We start from the raw sequence: 16,167 nt of genomic DNA, 5'->3' as shown, positions 1-16,167 counted from the left end.
AGCGGCCGTCGACGATGATGCTGGCCGAGACCGGATACGGCCGAGAGCGGACCGTCTGGCCGGCGAATCCTGGTGCGGGATAACCGCAAGAAGGGCGTGAAGGGCATCCGTGCTGAGTCGATTGCTCGCCGCGAGTCCGAGGAGCTGGACAATATCGGCGACGGTGTCGCCGACGAAGAGGACGAGTAGTGAGCAATTGTTCGGAGAACCGGACGGATAAGGCCGTCTGAACGCGGGGCTCGCCAACCGTGCGTTGGCACACCCGCGGCACACTGCGGGGAATCGGGACACTGGTCGCGATCGTATGGACCGCCCGCTGCCTGCGTCGATGATGGTGCGCGCAAAGGGATTCGAACCCCTGACCGCTGGTGTGTAAGACCAGAGCTCTACCGCTGAGCTATACGCGCCGGGCGGACGTCGCGACGTCCGCACCAGTCAACGAATGTAGTCGCTGAACGGCGCAACTCCCAAACCGGCCGGAACCGGGCAGATCGTCAGGGGCCGTCGTGGTGGGCGGCCCGGCGGTATCGCGCCGCGAGTTCGTCGTGATAGTCGGCGACACTGCGGCATTCGTCGCGCAGGGCGTCGGGCTCCATCACGGTGAAGTCGACACCGAAGGCATACATCCAGCGGGCGATCGAGGTGAGCGACGACGAGTACATGCGCAGTTCACAGCTCGACTCGTCGCCGGCCTCGATGGTGCCCCAGGAATCCGACATCATCGGGGCGATGGTCTCCAGCGGTGCGTGCATCCGCACCCGCGCCGACACCGCACGGTAGACCGCGCCGATACTGCGTTCGAGAAATGCCGACGCCCCGCCCTCCGGCAGCTCGCGGGGGACGAATCGGGGACCGGTCGGGGTCTTGGGGACCATGCGGTCGATCCGGAACGACCGCCAGTCGTCGCGGTCGGGGTCGAAGGCGACCAGATACCAACGCATCCCGTTGCGGACCAGCCGGTACGGCTCGACATCACGCCGGGACTCGGTGCCGTCGTGACGCCGATAGTCGAACCGCAGTCGCTCGTACCGATGGCAGGTCGTGGCGATGTCGGTGAGCACCTCGGCCGACACGTCGGCGGCCCGCGGCTCGTGGGGGATGGCTTCGAGTGCGAGCGCGTCGAGCCGATGCCGGAGTCGGGACGGCATCACCTGCCGCAACTTGGACAGTGCGCCGGCCGACGCCGCGGCCATGTCCGACACCGGACCGGTGGTCACCGCGTCGAGACCGAGCGCGACGGCGAGAACCTCCTGGTCGTCGAGCAGCAGCGGCGGCATCTGGGCGCCCGCTCCGAGCCGATACCCGCCGCCGACGCCGACCGTGGCGTCCACCGGATAGCCGAGTTCACGCAGTCGGTCGATGTCGCGCCGCACCGTGCGCGTGGTGATCTGCAACCGGTCGGCGAGTTCCTGTCCCGACCATTCGCGTCGCACCTGCAGCAGCGACAGCAACTGCAACAGTCGGGCCGAGGTCTCCAGCATGGCGTCCATCGTGCCGGACATCGCGGACAGCCGGTGTCCGCATTGGGCAGAGCCTCCCGCTCAGGCACCGCACTGACTGGGCGTGATGAACGTGGTGGGGTCGGTGGTGTTGTCGAGCCACTTGCCGTAGGACTCGCCACCGAGCTGGTTGCGCACCCGGCAGATGTCGGCGAGCGAAGACCCGGCCACCTGGTAGACGGCATAGATCACGTTGCCGTTGTCGTCATGGTCGCGCAGGGACCCGCACGACTCGTCGGTGCGCAGATAGTTCGACCCCGGGTACTGGTCGAGGATGCGCTGGATGTCGGCCGGGTACTGGCCGGGGGTGACGGCATTGCCGACGACGACGATCCCGGTGCCGTCGCAGGCGGGGTGACTGATCGGGGTGGTCAGCCCCAGGTCACTCGAGCTGCGCGCCTGCGTCGTCGGTGTGGCCGTCTGGGTGACGGTGGCGGTCGCGGTCTCGGTGGGGGCGGAGGTCACGGTGGTGGCCTCGGTGGTCGCGGCCGTGGCGGGAATCTGCGCGTCGGAGCCGCCCGACGCCGCAGTGCCCGACGACGAATCCCCCGACAGCAGCACCCAGCCGCCGATCCCGATCCCGGCCAGCAGCAGCACCGCGACCACGCCCAGTGCGATCGCGGCCGCCGAGCCGCGCCTCGGTTGTGCGGGGGCCACCGGATAGGGGTAGGAGGCGGGCGGATACGGAACCTGGCCGGTCGGCGCGTAGGCGCTGGTCGATCCGGTGACCGGACGCGGACCCGACGGATACGACGACGGTGGCAGCGTGGGTGTGGTGGACGGAATCCGCCCGGACGGCGGCGGGGGCGTGGCCGATGGAATCCGTCCGGACGGCGGGGGCGTCACCGTGGGAAACCGCTCCGACGGCGGCGGGGGAGTCGGCGCCGGCGGCACGACGGTGGGCGGCGAGACGGCCGAACCGCCCTGTGGGGCCGGTGCTTCGAGCGCCGCGCGGGCCGCGGCGATCAACTCGCCGGCGGTGGCATGGCGCGCGGCGGGATCCTTGGCCATGCCGCGGGCGATCACCGGGTCGAGCGGGGACCCGGTGACCGGCGGCTGTTTGTGCAGATGGGCGGTGATGAGCTGTTCGATATTGGTCGCCGACGCGAACGGCTGTGTGCCGGTGACACTTTCGAACAGGACGCACGCCAGGGCGTAGATGTCGCCGGCGGCACCCACCTCGTCGGAGCCGAACCGTTCGGGTGCCATGTAGCCGAACGACCCGATCGCCGCACCGGTGGAGGTCAGCCGCGTATCGGAATCGGCTTGGGCCAGACCGAAATCCGCGAGATAGGTGAAGTCGCGGACATCGACCAGGATGTTGTCGGGTTTGACGTCCCGATGGACCAGCCCGCTCTCGTGTGCGGCGTCGAGGGCGTCGGCCACCTGACCCAGGATCATCACCGCCCGTGCCGGATCCAGCGCCCCCGAGTCGGTGAGCAGCCGGCGCAGGTCGGCTCCGCCGACCAGCCGCATGTCGATGAACAGCAGTCCGTCGATCTCACCCCAGTCGTGGATCGGCACCACATGCGGCTCGTTCAGCCGTGCGGCGACCCGCGATTCCCGGAGGAACCGGTCGCGGAAGTTGCTGTTGCCGGCCAGCGTCGAATGCAGCAGTTTGAGGGCGACGACGCGACCCTTGCGGGTGTCGGTGGCGCGGTAGACCTCGCCCATGCCGCCGCGGCCCAGCAACTCCTCGAGCCGGTAGTGCCCGAGCGTGGTTCCCGAGCGATCGTCGGGGTGACTCATCGGTTCCTCCGTCAGAACGCGGGGTGGCGGCCGAAGAACTGCCAGATCAGGGACGTCGCGGAGATGCTGTCGCTGGGTCCGGTACGACTGGTGCGCACCGCCGAGCCCGGCCACAGATGGCTGCCACCGGAGATCCGGTAGTGCACGATCTCCTCTCCGAGCGACGAGCACAGCGGCCAGTTCTCACGCACGACGACGCCGTTGACCGGAGTGGTGATCGGCACCGGCACACATCCGGCGCGGCGGGCCCAGGTCTGCGTCGCGTCGGCGATCCCGGTGTAGCGCGACCCGAATCGCACGCCGCCGGCGTAGTGGATCACCGGGTCGGCGGTGCCGTGGAAGCTGATCACCGAGGCCGGCGGGGCACTCGGACACGCCCGCCAGGTCTGGGCGTACAGCGCGGGGTTGACCACGGCGTAGGCGGCGAACTCGCGGGGCAGACGACACGTCAGCATCGACACCAGCCCGCCCCCGTTGGAGCGGCCCACCGCGTAGGTCCGCGCCCGGTCCACGCACGCCAGGCCGCGGACCTCGCGCAGGATGGCCGAGGTGAAGGCGATGTCGTCGGCCTTGGGCGCCGAATACGGTGCGCCCTGCCACGAGGAGGTGCCGTCGGTGCCGGCCAGGCCGGTCGGATACACCACGATGGCCGGCAGCCGTGACAGTCCGGTGTAGCGCTCGAAGGCCGCGGTGTTCTCGGCATGGCCGTGGTAGGCGAGGATCAGCGGATTGGCCCGGGAACGGTTGTAGCCCTGCGGGATGTGCAGCCGATAGCTGCGCTTGACGCCCTTGACCTTGGTGGTGCGCACGGTGGTGCCCGGGGCGAGTGCGGTGCGCGTGGTGCAGGCGGCGACCTCGGTCACTGCGCCGGCCGGCGAGGCCGCGGCGGTGGCACCGAGTCCGGCGACGCCGAGTCCCGAGATGCCGAGCACCGAGACCACCACGCCGAAAACGACGACGACACCACACCACAGGGAACCGACCCGACGCACACGCACCGGAACAGCCTAAAGGGTGCGACCGCCGTTTCTCTCACGATGGTCGGTGGTCGGCCCTAGGGTTGGGGACAACGGCCTCACCACACATGACCCAACAGCCCCACCGGCACTCAGACCTCACAGAACTCAGCCCTCACAGAACTCAGACCGAACCGGAGAACGTCCATGGCACGCACGATCGTCCCCGTCGTCGAGATCACCGGCGCCCTGATCGCCCAGTGGGCCACGATCCGGGAGGTCGCGGCACGGCTGTCGGCGCAGCAGTGGGCCGCACCGTCGATCCTGCCCGGCTGGTCCGACGCCGACATCGTCGCCCACGTCATCGGCACCGAGTCGATGCTCGCCGGCCGCGACGTCGACGCACCGGCCGGCCTCGCCGACCGCGACCACGTCCACAATCCGATCGCCGAACTCAACGAGAAGTGGGTGGAACACTTCCGGGGCCACACCCAGGCCGACGTGCTCACCGCACTCGACGAGATCACCGCGGTTCGGACCGCCGCACTCCAGGCGATGACGCAGACCGACTTCGACGCCGAGTCGCTCACCCCGGCGGGCCCCGACACCTACGGCCGGTTCATGCGAATCCGGGTGTTCGACTGCTGGTTCCACGAGATCGACCTGCGTGACGGCAGCGGCGCGGGGACCCCCACCGACCCGGTTCCGGCCGGATTCGCCCTCGACGAACTCGCCGCGTCGTTGCCGTTCGTCGTCGGTAAACGGGCCGGGGCACCCGACGGCAGCCGCGTGGTGATCGAGGTGACCGGTCTCGCACCGCGCACCGTACGGATCGCGGTGGACGGCCGGGCCGGCCTGGTGGAGGCATTCCCCGGTGGCGACGCCACCGCCGACGTCACGCTCACCGTCGACGGCGTGGATCTGGCCCGGCTCGCCGGCGGACGCCGCAGCGCCGACCCCGCATCGGTGACCGTGACCGGGGATGCCGACCTCGCCGCAGCCATCCTGGGCACGCTGAACTACACGATCTAGCCGAGCTAAACGATCGAGCCGAGCTAAACGATCGAGCCGAGCTACAGGAGCTAGCCGAGCTGGCCGAGCTAGCCGAACCAGCCGAGCCACACGAGTCAGGAGCCGGTCGTCCGGCTCGCCGCAGGAGCCGGTCGGGGACTCGATCTAGCCGGTCGGACCAGTCGGATCGTGGCGTGCCTGTCCGCGACCGAACGCCCGGGCGTCGTCGCCGGCGACGGTGTGTGCCGGCAGCGGATCGGAGAGCAGCCGCCGGACCAGCGCCGCCGACGGGTCGAGCGGGGCGTCGCTGCCGACGATCACCACATTGCCGGTGCGTCGGCCCTTGAACATCGCCGGATCGGCCACCAGCAGCACATGAGCGAAGACCTCGGCGGTCGCGGCGACGTCGGCACGGACATTGCCCAGATCACGCGAGTCCCCGCAGTTGGCCAGGTACAGCCCGCCCGGCGCCAGAACCCGGTGCACGGCGGTCACGAACTCCACCGTCGTCAGGTGTTCGGGAGTGCGGTCACCGGAGAAGGCGTCGCGCACCACCACATCCCGTGACTGCGGCTGCAGCGACTCGACGACGGCGCGGGCGTCGCCGACCCGGATACGCAGCCGTGGGGCGCGCGGCAGGTCGAACCACTCGCGGACCAGCCGCGCGAGTTCGGCGTCGATCTCCACCGCCACCTGCCGCGACGACGCGTACCGGTGCGCGAGATAGCGGGGGAGCGCACATGCCGCCCCGCCGAGATGCAGTGCGCGCAGATGGGCGTCGGCGGGATGGCGGTCCTCGATCACCGCGGCCATCTGCCGCAGGTACTCGAAGTCCAGGACGGTCGGGTCGTCGGGATCGATGTGCGAGGAATGGGTGCCGTTGATCTGCAGCAACCAGCCGCCCGACACCGGGTCGGGTGCGAGCTGGGCGGTCCCGCAATCGATCGGGTACTCGCCGGCGACGGGGGTGGGGTGTGGTCGGGCCATCGGGGACGCAGTCTATGCGCCCGCGCGGTTCACCTGTCGGGGGCTCCCGGCGGCACCGGTAGCGTTGCCGGGGTGAACCTGCTGCTGTTGTCGCTGGGATTCGGTGCGGCGCACGACTTCCTGACCGTGGCCACCGGCCGTGCTCCCGAGGCACTGACCATCGGCTACCTCGGCGACGCCCAGATCCCGTATGCCGACGCCCCGTGGGTGCATTCCGAGCGGGCCCGGCTGGCCGAACTCGGCTGCGCGGTGGTCGACGTGTCGGCGGCCGAGCTCGGCCTCGACGCGTTCACCGCCACCCTCGACACCGCCGACGCCGTGTACGTCTCCGGCGGCAACACCTACGCCCTGCTGTGGGCGTTGCGCCGGGCCGGTGCCGCCGACGTCCTCGCCGAGCGTGTCCGCGCCGGTCTGCCCTACATCGGGTGCAGCGCCGGATCGGTGATCGTGGGCCCGTCGATCGCACCGATCGGCGACATGGACGACCCGGCCGAGGCGCCCGGACCGGTGGACCCGCGCGGGCTGGGCCTGATCGACCACGTCGTCATCCCGCACGCCGACGGACAACTGCCGTGGTATCCGCCGGAACGGATCGACCGGGTCCGCACCGAGTTCGGCGACCGGTTCGCGCTGGACTTCGTCGGCGACGAGCAGGCGGTGCTGGTCCGGGACGGCCGGACGACGACGATCGTGTCGGGGTTCTGATGAGCCGGGTGACCCGAATGATGTGGCGGGCGTTGCGACCGTCGCCGACCGGCCTGGCGGTGGGCCTGCTCGCCGACCGTGTCCTCGGGGATCCGCGCCGATTCCATCCCGTCGCGGGGATGGGGCAGGGTGCCGCCGCGCTGGAGGCCCGGCTCTACGCCGACCGTCGCGGTGCCGGTGTCGTGCAGGTCGCGGTATGCGTCGGAGCCGCTGCCGGAGTCGGTGGACTCACCGCGGCGGTCGTGTCCTCGCATCCCGGCGCCCGCATCCTGGCGACCGCCGCCGCGACCTGGGCGGTGTGCGGCGGGACCACCCTGGCCGGGGTCGGCGGACAGATGGCCGACGCCCTCGACGCCGGTGACCTCGAGGCCGGTCGCGCGCTGGTGCCCAGCCTGTGCGGACGAGATCCGCAGGCCCTCGACGCCGCGGGGATCTGCCGGGCCGCCACCGAATCGATCGCCGAGAACACCGCCGACGCCACCGTCGGACCCCTGGTGTGGGGTGCGGTCGCCGGCCTGCCCGGTCTGCTCGGCTACCGGATGGCCAACACCCTCGACGCCATGATCGGCCACCACAATCGGCGCTACGAGCGGTTCGGGTGGGCCGCAGCACGGTTCGACGACGTACTCAACCTGGTGCCGGCCCGGCTGTCGGGGCTGCTGGTGGTGGCGCTGGGGCCGGACCGTCGCGGTGCGCTGCGCGCCTGGCGAGACGACGCGGCCGCACACCCGAGCCCCAATGCGGGGGTGGTGGAGGCGAGTTTCGCCGGGGCCCTCGGTGTGCGTCTGGGCGGCGAGACGGTGTATCCGCATCGGGTCGAACAGCGGCCGGTGCTCGGCGACGGCCGACCACCGGGAACCGCGGATCTCCGGGCGGCGGTGGCACTGTCGCGGCGGGTGCAGCTCGGTGCGCTGGCGGTGTCGGCGGGGGTGGCGGCGCTGCTCAGCCGCCGTAGCGCTGGGTGAGTTTGTCGCGGACCACGCCCTCGGCGTGCTCGGTGTCGGGTCCGGCGCCGATGCCGACGGGCATCGAGGTGTCGTCGGCCTCCGCCTCGGGCGCGGCGGTGCTCCCGGCGTTGCGGAGTTCGGCGCGGAGTCGTTTGCGCCGGTCGGACCGGCTGAGACCGCCCGCGTCGGCCACGGACACACCGGCTTCCGAGGTCTCGGCACCGGATGTCGCCGCCACGGCGGGGGAGCTCGCGGCCGCGGCCGCGGCGGCGGCCTTGGACCGACGGCGCTGACGGATCTCCGAGTACAGGAAGTACCCCACGCCGAGCGGCGCCATGATGCCGAAGGCCAGCCACTGCAGGCCATAGGAGAGATACGGACCGGAATCGAGCTGGGGGAGCGCGATCTCGCCCAGCGAACCCGGCTGATCCGGTGACAACTGCAGATAGAACGGGTCCATCGCGGTACCCGTGGCCTTCGACAGTTCGGCCGGGTCGATCGTGTAGACGGTCAGCGAGCCGTCCTCGACGCGGGCGCCACGGCCCTCCGACGTCCCCTCGCTGGCCCGGATGCGGGCGGTGATCGTGGTCTGCCCGGCGGGCGGGGCGGGGATCACCGGCGTCTGGCTCTGGTAGGGGCGGACGAAGCCGCGGTCGACGGCGAGGACCCGGTCGGTGCCGGCGACCCGGAACGGGGTGAGGACCTCGATCGCCGGGCGCTCACCGGCCGAACGCAGCCGCACCAGGGCCTGCTCGTCGGTCAGATAGGTGCCGGTGAGGGTGACCTCACGCCATTCGGTGGACCTCACGAACGGCACCCCGGCGGGGGCGACCTCGTCGATCGGGGCCGGTCCGGTCGCGACCGCATGTTTGATCAGGTCGTTGCGTTCGGAGGTGGACGCGTTCTTTCCCAGCTGCCAGGGGGCGAGGATCATGAAACAGGCCGCCGCGAACGCCACGACCACGATGACCAGGGCGATCCAGCCCGGCCGGAGAAGGGTCCGCAGCACGCGCATACCCACCACGGTACTCAGGTGCACCGGGGTGGGCGGGTGACGGGTTCAGTCGTCGAGTTGTTCGCGTACCCAGAGCAGCAGACCGGGCACCGCGGCCTCGATCTGTCGGCGGGTGGCCGCGAAATCCTCGGGTGTCCCGTAGTACGGGTCGGCGAGGTCGAGATCGTCACCGGCCGCCGGGTCGAAGCTGCGCAGCAGCCGGACGCGGTCGCCGAGACGTTTGCGTTCGAGTTCCTTCACATGACCGGCATCGGCGGCGACGAACAGGTCGGCCTCGATGTGTTCGCTGCCGAGCTGGCTGGCGGCATGCCCGTCCGGGTAACCGTTGGCCAGCAGTTCGGTGCGGGCCCGGTTGTCGGCCGGCTCGCCGACATGCCACCCGCTGGTGCCGCAACTGCTGACCTCGACGCGGTCGGCCAGACCCTCGTCGGCGAGCAGTTTGGCAAAGATGTTCTGGGCCATCGGTGACCGGCAGATGTTGCCGGTACACACGAAACAGATATGGAGTAGATCAGACACCGAGTACCTCGCGCAGATGTGCTGTGGACTCGACGCTCCAAGCGGCAGCGTCGCGCTCCCCCGGCAGAGCGTAACCCCACTGCACGTGGATCGTGGGGATACCGAATTGTCCGGCTCCCTCGATGTCGTGGGATCGGTCGCCGATCATCACCACCGGCCGAGCCGGCCGGCGGGTCTCCGGGTCGAGCGATATGTCCAATTGTGCCAGCGCATGGGCGATCACGTCGGGCTTGTGGCGGCGCACACCGTCGTCCCCGGCGCCGGCGACCACCCGGAAGTGGTCGACCAGACCGAAATGTTCCAGGATGCGATGGGCGGTGGTCTGGTTCTTCGACGTGGCGATCGCCAGGGTGCGGCCGGAGGCGTCGAGATCGGCGAGCAACTGTCCCATCCCGTCGAACACCGAGTTCTCCAGCCATCCGACGTCGGTGTAGCGGGCGCGGTAGGCGGTCATCGCGGCGTCGGCGGTGGCCTGCTCGAGTCCGAGCCCGAGCAGGGTGTCGATCATCGGGGGTCCGGCGATCCCGGCGACGACGGATTCGGGGGCCGGTGGAGCGCCGACCTCGGCGAGGGCATGCCGGAAACTGTTGGCGATTCCGGCGAAACTGTCGGTGATCGTGCCGTCGAGATCGACGAGCAGAACGGTGGTGGGATCAGCGGGGTCCGGTCGCGACATCACCTCACCATCGTGCACGTAGGCTCGATGTCCATGACATCGGGGCTGTTCGCACTCGACCGGCACGGCGACCGGGACTGGGCGCCGGGAATGCTCGATTTCGCCGTCAACGTCCGGGGCGCGCCACCGGGGTTCGTGCGGTCGGCGATCGCCGCCACGCTCGACGACCTGGCGCGATACCCGTCGTCGGAACTGTTCGATGCCGTCACCGCGCAGATCGCCGCACTGCACGGGCGCGACCCCGGCGAGGTACTGCTGCTGGCCGGGGCCTCCGACGGATTCGAGTTGCTCGGCCGGCTCGGTGCGCGCCGGGCCGCGCTGCTGCAGCCGTCGTTCACCGAACCGGAACTGGTGCTGCGTGCTGCGGGCGTGCCCATCGTGCAGGTGCCGCTCGACCCCACCCGGCCGCTCGATGCGCGTGCGGCGGCGAGGATCCCCGACGACGCCGATCTCGTCGTGATCGGCAACCCCACCAATCCGACGTCGGTGCTGCATCCGCGGACCGCGATCGAGGCACTGTGCCGGCCCGGGCGGATCGTCGTGGTGGACGAGGCGTTCGCCGATCTCACCGTCGACGAGGTCACCGGGATGCGTGAACCGGAATCGCTGGCCGGTGTGCGGCTGCCCGGGCTGGTGGTGATCCGCAGTGTCACCAAGACCTTCGGACTGGCCGGCCTGCGCGCCGGATATCTCCTCGCCGACCCGGCGCTCGCGGCCCGGTTGTCGGCGGGCCGGCGGGCCTGGCCGATGTCGACCCCGGCACTGGCCGCGCTCGCCGCCTGCTGCGGGCCGGAGGGGGAGAGCCACTGCGACGAGCAGGCCCGGCTGGTGGCCGTCGAGCGCGACGCCATGCTCGCCCGGCTCGCCGACGTCGGGTGGCGACCTGTCGCCGACCCACGCGCACCCTATGTCCTGTTCGAGGTGGCGAATGCACTCTCGGTGCGGGAAGAACTGCGGCGCACCGGTATCGCGGTGCGAAGCTGCGCGAACTTCGTCGGCCTGACCGACGATCATCTGCGCCTGGCGGTACGGTCCGACGATCAGGTGACCCGCCTGGTCGAGGCCCTCCGTCGGGTCCCGACGGAGGTGAAGTGAGTGACTACCGACAACTCTTCTGGCACGGACGTCTCGGATTCGGTGACGGGTGCGGGCTCGGTGGCGGTGTCGACGGTGCTCGACGTCCTCGACGCCGCCTACCCGCCACGGCTGGCCGAGAGCTGGGATTCGGTCGGCCTGGTCTGTGGTGACCGCACCGAACCCGCGCGCCGGGTGCTGGTCTGCGTGGACGTCACCGCCGACGTCGTCGACGCCGCGATCGCCGGCGGATACGGGCTGATCCTGGCCCATCACCCGCTGCTGCTGCGCGGGGTGGACTCGGTGGCCGCCGACACCGCGAAAGGGTCGGTGCTGCACCGGCTCATCCGCGCCGGGATCTCCCTCTACAGCGCCCACACCAACGCCGACCGGGCCCGCCCCGGCGTCTCCGACGCCCTCGCCGAGGCGCTCGGCCTGGTCGACCTGCGCCCGCTGGAGCCTGCGCCTGCCGCCCCGCTCGACAAGTGGGTGGTGATGGTCCCCGAGGGCAACGCCGAACAGGTCAGCGAGGCGATGTTTGCCGCCGGTGCCGGGGCGATCGGCGACTACCGCGACTGCGCATGGTCGGTGGTCGGCGTCGGACAGTTCGAGGCGCAGGACGGCGCCAACCCGACGATCGGGGAGATCGGTGTCCGCGAACGTGTCGACGAGTCGCGGGTCGAGATGGTCGCCGCGCGCGGCCTGCGCCCGGCGGTGCTGGCCGCCCTGCGCGGTGCCCACCCGTACGAGGAACCGGCCTTCGACGTGCTCGAACTGGCCGCCCTGCCCACCGATCTCGGGCTCGGCCGGATCGGCCGGCTGCCGGTGCCGATGACCTTGCGTGACTTCGTCGACCATGCCGCGGCTGCTCTCGGCGGGCCGTGGGGGGTCCGCGGGGCAGGTGACCCGGCGCGCATCGTCGAGCACGTGGCGGTGTGCGGCGGCGCCGGGGACTCGTTGCTGTCGACGGTGCGGGGTGCCGGGGTGGACGTCTACCTGACCGGCGACCTGCGGCATCACCCGGTGGACGAGTCGTTGCGCACCGGCGGGCCCGCCCTCGTCGACGCCGGGCACTGGGCCACCGAGTTCCCGTGGTGCGCGCAGGCCGCGGCACTGATCACCGAGCACACCGGGCTGACCGCCGACGTCCACCGCCCGACCACCGACCCGTTCGTCGTGAACGGTGCAGCGCCGACGGCATGAGAACGGCCGCCGCGGGCGGCCGGTACCTGACGGCGTCGGTGGGCGCGTAACGTGGTCATCTCATCCCGGCCACTCCGACAGCCCTGCTCCGGACACCGGTGATTCACCCCACGACCGAGGAGACACTCGATGAAGGTCGATGCCGCCCGGCAACGACTCCTGCTCGAACTGGCCGACGCCGACGCCGCTGTGGCCCGACTCGACCACCGTGCCCGGACCCTGCCCGAGGATGCCGAGATCGCCGAGGCCACCAGCCGGATCGAGGCCGCGCGTGAGGATCTGGTGCGCGCCGAGATCTCCGCGGAGGATCTCGACCGCGACTATCGCAAGATGGACAGCGAGATCACCGGCATGCGTGACCGCGAGCAGAAGGACTCCGCACAGCTGACCGCCGGCGGACTGGCGCCGCGGGCCCTCTCGGAGCTGCAGCACGAACTGAACGGACTCGGCCGGCGCCGATCGGCACTCGAGGACGACATGCTGCAGCTGATGGAGCAGCAGGAGGCCGTGGCCACCGAGCAGGAGCGCGCCTCGGCGACCGTGGCCCAGCTCCAGGAACAGGTCGACACCCTGCAGGCCCGCCGCGCCGAGTCGCTGGGTGCGGTCACCGCCGACCGCGAGGTGGCCGCGCAGCGTCGCGCCGGGATCGCCCAGGACGTGCCCGCCGAACTGCTCGCCATCTACGACCGCCAGCGCGCCGACAACCGGATCGGTGCCGGACTGCTGCGTCAGCGCCGGTGCGGGGCATGCCGGATGGAGATCGACCGCGGCACCCTCACCCGGATCGCCGCCCTCGCCGACGACGACGTGGTGCGCTGCGAGGAATGCGGTGCGATCCTGGTCCGCAACCACGAGTCCGGTCTCTGATGAGCACCGACGCCACCGACACGGCTGACGCGGCCACCGGCGAGGGCCGGCCGGCCGACGCCGCCGATGCGGGCAGGGCACAGCCGACCTGGCAGGGGCAGCGCGCCACCCCCACGCGTGTGATCCTGTTGCGCCACGGGCAGACCCCGTTGTCGGTGCAGCGTCGGTACTCCGGCCGCGGAAATCCGGAACTGACCGAACTCGGTCTCGCCCAGGCGGCGGCGGCCGCGCGCCGCGTCGCCCGGGAGACCGACATCGCGGCCATCGTGTCGTCGCCGTTGACCCGCACCCGCCAGACCGCCGACGCCGCGGCCGCGGCACTCGGTCTCGACGTGGTGACCGACGACGGGTTCATCGAGACCGACTTCGGGCGATGGGAGGGACTGACCTTCGCCGAGGCCGCCGGTCGCGATCCGGACCTGCACACGCACTGGCTGTCGGACACCTCGCTGCCCGCCCCGGGCGGGGAGAGCTTCGACGAGGTGGCGCGCCGCGTCGTCGAGGCCACCGATCGGCTGCTCACCGAGTACGCCGGGCAGACCGTGCTCGTGGTGTCGCATGTGACCCCGATCAAGTCGTTGCTGCGTCATGCCCTCGACGTCGGACCGCAGCTGCTGTTCCGGTTGCACCTGGATCTGGCGTCGGTGTCGATCGCCGAGTTCTATCCCGACGGCGGTGCCGCGGTGAAGGCGGTCAACGAGACCGCACACCTGTTCTGAGCGCTGGGACGCGCAGCGTATCCTGTACAGGCGAACGAGTCGGCCGGGCGGCCGCGGCGCGCGGGACGGCCAGTCACTGGACACGCCGCTCGCCGAGGAAAGTCCGGACTCCGCAGAGCAGGGTGGTTGTCAACGGCAACCCGGGGTGACCCGCGGGACAGTGCCACAGAGAACAGACCGCCGGCCGTCAGGTCGGTAAGGGTGAAACGGTGCGGTAAGAGCGCACCAGCGATACGGGTGACCGCATCGGCTAGGTAAACCCCACCCGGAGCAAGGCCGAAGCACGGACCGTCAGGTGCGTGTGCGCGGATGTATGAGGGCTGCTCGCCCGAGTCCGCGGGTGGGCCGCTCGAGGTACCCGGCGACGGTGTGCCCAGATGGATGGTCGCCACCGACCCTCGTGGTCGGGACAGGATCCGGCTTACACGCCGACTCGTTCGCCCCACACCCCGGCCGCTCTGGCTAGGGTCGGGGAGTGCAACGCAGACTCTCCGCCCCCGACATCGACTTCGACGCCATCCGTGGCGAACTCGGCGTCGACGCGAACTACGGGCAGGACGCGCTCACCGAGGCCGAGAACGCCGTCGACCGGCATGCCGCCGACCGCATCGACCGCACCGACATCCCGCTGGTCACCATCGATCCGCCCGGTTCGATGGACCTCGATCAGGCGGTGTGCCTGCGCGCCGACGATGACGACATCGTCGTCGACTATGCGATCGCCGACGTCGCCGCGCTGATCGAACCGGAGGGCGCCCTCGACTCCGAGAGCCGACGCCGCGGCGCCACCATCTACTTCCCGGACCGGTCGGTGCCACTGCATCCGCGGGTGCTGTCGGAGGGTCGCGGATCGTTGCTGCCCGACGTCGAGCGTGCTGCGGTGCTGTGGACCATGCGGGTCAGCGGTGCGGGTGAGGTCGTCGAGGTGAGCGTCGCGCGGGCCCGGGTGCGTTCACGAGCGCGCCTCGACTACGCCGGAGTGGCCGCCGACGCCGCAGCCGGGCGACTGCACCCGTCGATCGTCGACCTCCCGCGGTTCGGGGAGCTCCGCCGCCGGACGGCGTTGGCGCGCGGGGCGATCGAACTCGACCTGCCCGACCAGGAGGTCGTGCGCTCACCGTCGGACGGTCCGTGGACGCTGCAGATCGCGCCCCGCACTCCCGCCGACATGTGGAACTCGCAGGTGTCGCTGATGACCGGGATGTGCGCGGGCACGATCATGGCCGACGCCGGAATCGGTTTGCTGCGGACGCTGCCACCCGCCCCGGCAGATGCCGTCGAGCAGTTGCGGGCCACCGCCGCGGCGTTGCGGGTGCCGTGGCCCGACGGGGCGACGCCGGGGGAGTTCCTGGCGGGTCTGCCGCAGGATGCGCCGTCGACGCTCGCGTTGATGAGCCACGCCGGGACGCTGATGCGCGGTGCCGGATACAAGGTGCTCGACGCCGGGGAACCCGAGCTGACCCACGACGAGATGGTGCATGCGGCGATCGGGGGGATCTATGCGCATGTGACCGCCCCGCTGCGGCGCCTCGGCGACCGGTTCGCCACCGAGGTGTGCCTGTCGGTGTCGGCGGGCCGCCCCGTCCCCGACTGGGTGGTCCGGGCCCTGCCGACCCTGCCGAAGATCCTGCGGTCGGCGGACTCGCTCGGGTCGTCGGCGGACCGGGAGAGCATCGACCTGACCGAATCGGTGGTCCTGGCGGGCCGGGTGGGCGAGCGGTTCGACGCGGTGGTGTTGTCGGCGGGCACGGACAAGCGCCCGGCCAAGATCTTCGTCACCGAACCCCCGGTGATCGCCGCGTGCAGCGGCACCCCCGACGCCGCCGTCCGGTTGCCCGTCGTCCTCGCCGCCGCCGACCCGGACACGCGCAGCGTCGAGTTCGCGCCGGCGTGATGGTGGGATGTGGTCGCCGCTACCTCGGTGATCGGGCAGGGACCGGCTCGACCAGCGGTTACCTCGGTGATCGAGCCGGGACCGAGCCCGGTAGGGCGAGGACCCTTGTCGAAATCTGGTGGGGTGACGGTGTCGGTGACCGGCTCGGGGGTGGTTGCCGTGGGTGGTCGGGTGGCGGAGGTTTCGACTCGTCTCGTCGCTGGCGCTCCTCGTCGGCTCAACCATCGGGGGCTCGTCGTTCGTCGGGCGGGGTCCAGGCTCAACCAGCGGGTACCTCGATGACCGGGGCGGGGTCGAGGCTTGACCAGCGGTTACCACGGTGATTGAGCCGGGACCGAGCCCGGTA

The 16,167-nt window shown here is 71.1% G+C and carries 15 protein-coding genes, 1 tRNA gene and 1 other RNA gene; 9 read left to right on the top strand and 8 right to left on the bottom strand.

Annotation, left to right across the window (positions count from 1 at the left end; translation table 11 throughout):
• Window positions 1-332: 332 nt before the first annotated feature.
• From GD1_RS00160 to GD1_RS00145, 4 genes are all read right to left on the bottom strand, one after another.
• A tRNA-Val gene (locus tag GD1_RS00160) sits at window positions 333-407 on the bottom strand.
• Window positions 408-494: 87 nt separating this feature from the next.
• Complete coding sequence (locus tag GD1_RS00155) at window positions 495-1,481, bottom strand: helix-turn-helix transcriptional regulator (RefSeq protein WP_059034870.1); 987 nt, start codon at window positions 1,479-1,481, stop codon at window positions 495-497.
• Between the two features lie 60 nt (window positions 1,482-1,541).
• Complete coding sequence (locus GD1_RS00150) at window positions 1,542-3,248, bottom strand: serine/threonine-protein kinase (protein WP_059034868.1); 1,707 nt, start codon at window positions 3,246-3,248, stop codon at window positions 1,542-1,544.
• 11 nt (window positions 3,249-3,259) lie between these two features.
• On the bottom strand, window positions 3,260-4,246 hold the full coding sequence (locus GD1_RS00145; RefSeq protein WP_244882437.1) for a CE1 family esterase: 987 nt from the start codon (window positions 4,244-4,246) through the stop codon (window positions 3,260-3,262).
• Window positions 4,247-4,411: 165 nt separating this feature from the next.
• Between GD1_RS00145 and GD1_RS00140 the strand changes: the two genes are divergently transcribed.
• Window positions 4,412-5,236 carry a maleylpyruvate isomerase family mycothiol-dependent enzyme gene (locus tag GD1_RS00140; RefSeq protein ID WP_059034866.1) on the top strand — a complete coding sequence of 275 codons (825 nt, stop codon included), beginning with the start codon at window positions 4,412-4,414 and terminating at the stop codon, window positions 5,234-5,236.
• 144 nt (window positions 5,237-5,380) lie between these two features.
• Here the strand turns inward: GD1_RS00140 and GD1_RS00135 are convergent, their stop codons facing one another.
• Window positions 5,381-6,202 (bottom strand): spermidine synthase, encoded by an 822-nt coding sequence (locus GD1_RS00135; RefSeq protein ID WP_059034864.1) that lies wholly within the window; start codon window positions 6,200-6,202, stop codon window positions 5,381-5,383.
• Between the two features lie 72 nt (window positions 6,203-6,274).
• Here GD1_RS00135 and GD1_RS00130 point away from each other — a divergent pair, with 72 nt between their 5' ends.
• Window positions 6,275-6,907 (top strand): Type 1 glutamine amidotransferase-like domain-containing protein, encoded by a 633-nt coding sequence (locus GD1_RS00130; protein WP_059034862.1) that lies wholly within the window; start codon window positions 6,275-6,277, stop codon window positions 6,905-6,907.
• Between the two features lie 17 nt (window positions 6,908-6,924).
• Entirely contained in the window at window positions 6,925-7,872 is a 948-nt protein-coding gene (locus tag GD1_RS00125; protein ID WP_059034931.1) for a cobalamin biosynthesis protein, read from the top strand.
• Here GD1_RS00125 and GD1_RS00120 read toward each other — a convergent pair.
• The 3 genes from GD1_RS00120 to GD1_RS00110 are packed head-to-tail and all read right to left on the bottom strand — an operon-like array spanning window position 7,850 to window position 10,064.
• A complete protein-coding gene (locus GD1_RS00120; protein WP_059034930.1) occupies window positions 7,850-8,869 on the bottom strand; it encodes an SURF1 family cytochrome oxidase biogenesis protein in 1,020 nt (339 codons plus the stop codon). The genes GD1_RS00125 and GD1_RS00120 overlap by 23 nt on opposite strands.
• A 45-nt stretch (window positions 8,870-8,914) precedes the next feature.
• A complete protein-coding gene (locus tag GD1_RS00115) occupies window positions 8,915-9,388 on the bottom strand; it encodes a low molecular weight protein-tyrosine-phosphatase (protein ID WP_059034860.1) in 474 nt (157 codons plus the stop codon).
• Complete coding sequence (locus GD1_RS00110; RefSeq protein ID WP_059034928.1) at window positions 9,381-10,064, bottom strand: HAD hydrolase-like protein; 684 nt, start codon at window positions 10,062-10,064, stop codon at window positions 9,381-9,383. The genes GD1_RS00115 and GD1_RS00110 overlap by 8 nt, the downstream gene beginning before the upstream one ends.
• Before the next feature lie 33 nt (window positions 10,065-10,097).
• Here GD1_RS00110 and cobC point away from each other — a divergent pair, with 33 nt between their 5' ends.
• The 6 genes from cobC (at window position 10,098) to GD1_RS00085 (ending at window position 15,821) form a co-directional block, all read left to right on the top strand.
• Window positions 10,098-11,159, top strand: coding sequence for an Rv2231c family histidinol phosphate aminotransferase CobC (gene cobC, locus GD1_RS00105; RefSeq protein WP_059034927.1), 1,062 nt, complete (start codon window positions 10,098-10,100; stop codon window positions 11,157-11,159).
• A 42-nt stretch (window positions 11,160-11,201) separates the two neighbouring features.
• Window positions 11,202-12,341, top strand: a complete 1,140-nt coding sequence (locus GD1_RS00100) for a Nif3-like dinuclear metal center hexameric protein (RefSeq protein WP_059034859.1) — start codon at window positions 11,202-11,204, stop codon at window positions 12,339-12,341.
• 129 nt (window positions 12,342-12,470) lie between these two features.
• Window positions 12,471-13,208 carry a zinc ribbon domain-containing protein gene (locus GD1_RS00095; RefSeq protein WP_059034857.1) on the top strand — a complete coding sequence of 246 codons (738 nt, stop codon included), beginning with the start codon at window positions 12,471-12,473 and terminating at the stop codon, window positions 13,206-13,208.
• The gene (locus GD1_RS00090) at window positions 13,208-13,927 is read left to right on the top strand and encodes a bifunctional RNase H/acid phosphatase (protein WP_169798167.1); all 720 of its coding nucleotides are present in this window, start codon (window positions 13,208-13,210) and stop codon (window positions 13,925-13,927) included. Before GD1_RS00095 ends, GD1_RS00090 begins: the two co-directional genes overlap by 1 nt.
• A 35-nt stretch (window positions 13,928-13,962) precedes the next feature.
• Window positions 13,963-14,367, top strand: an RNA gene (gene rnpB, locus GD1_RS00375) — RNase P RNA component class A.
• A 35-nt stretch (window positions 14,368-14,402) separates the two neighbouring features.
• Window positions 14,403-15,821 (top strand): RNB domain-containing ribonuclease, encoded by a 1,419-nt coding sequence (locus GD1_RS00085; protein ID WP_059034855.1) that lies wholly within the window; start codon window positions 14,403-14,405, stop codon window positions 15,819-15,821.
• The last annotated feature ends 346 nt before the right edge of the window (window positions 15,822-16,167 follow it).

It is taken from the genome of Gordonia desulfuricans NBRC 100010 (genome assembly GCF_001485495.1).
Taxonomy (GTDB): Bacteria; Actinomycetota; Actinomycetes; order Mycobacteriales; family Mycobacteriaceae; genus Gordonia; species Gordonia desulfuricans.
Note: the sequence above shows the minus strand (reverse complement) of the source record. Positions and strands in the feature narration are given on the sequence as shown.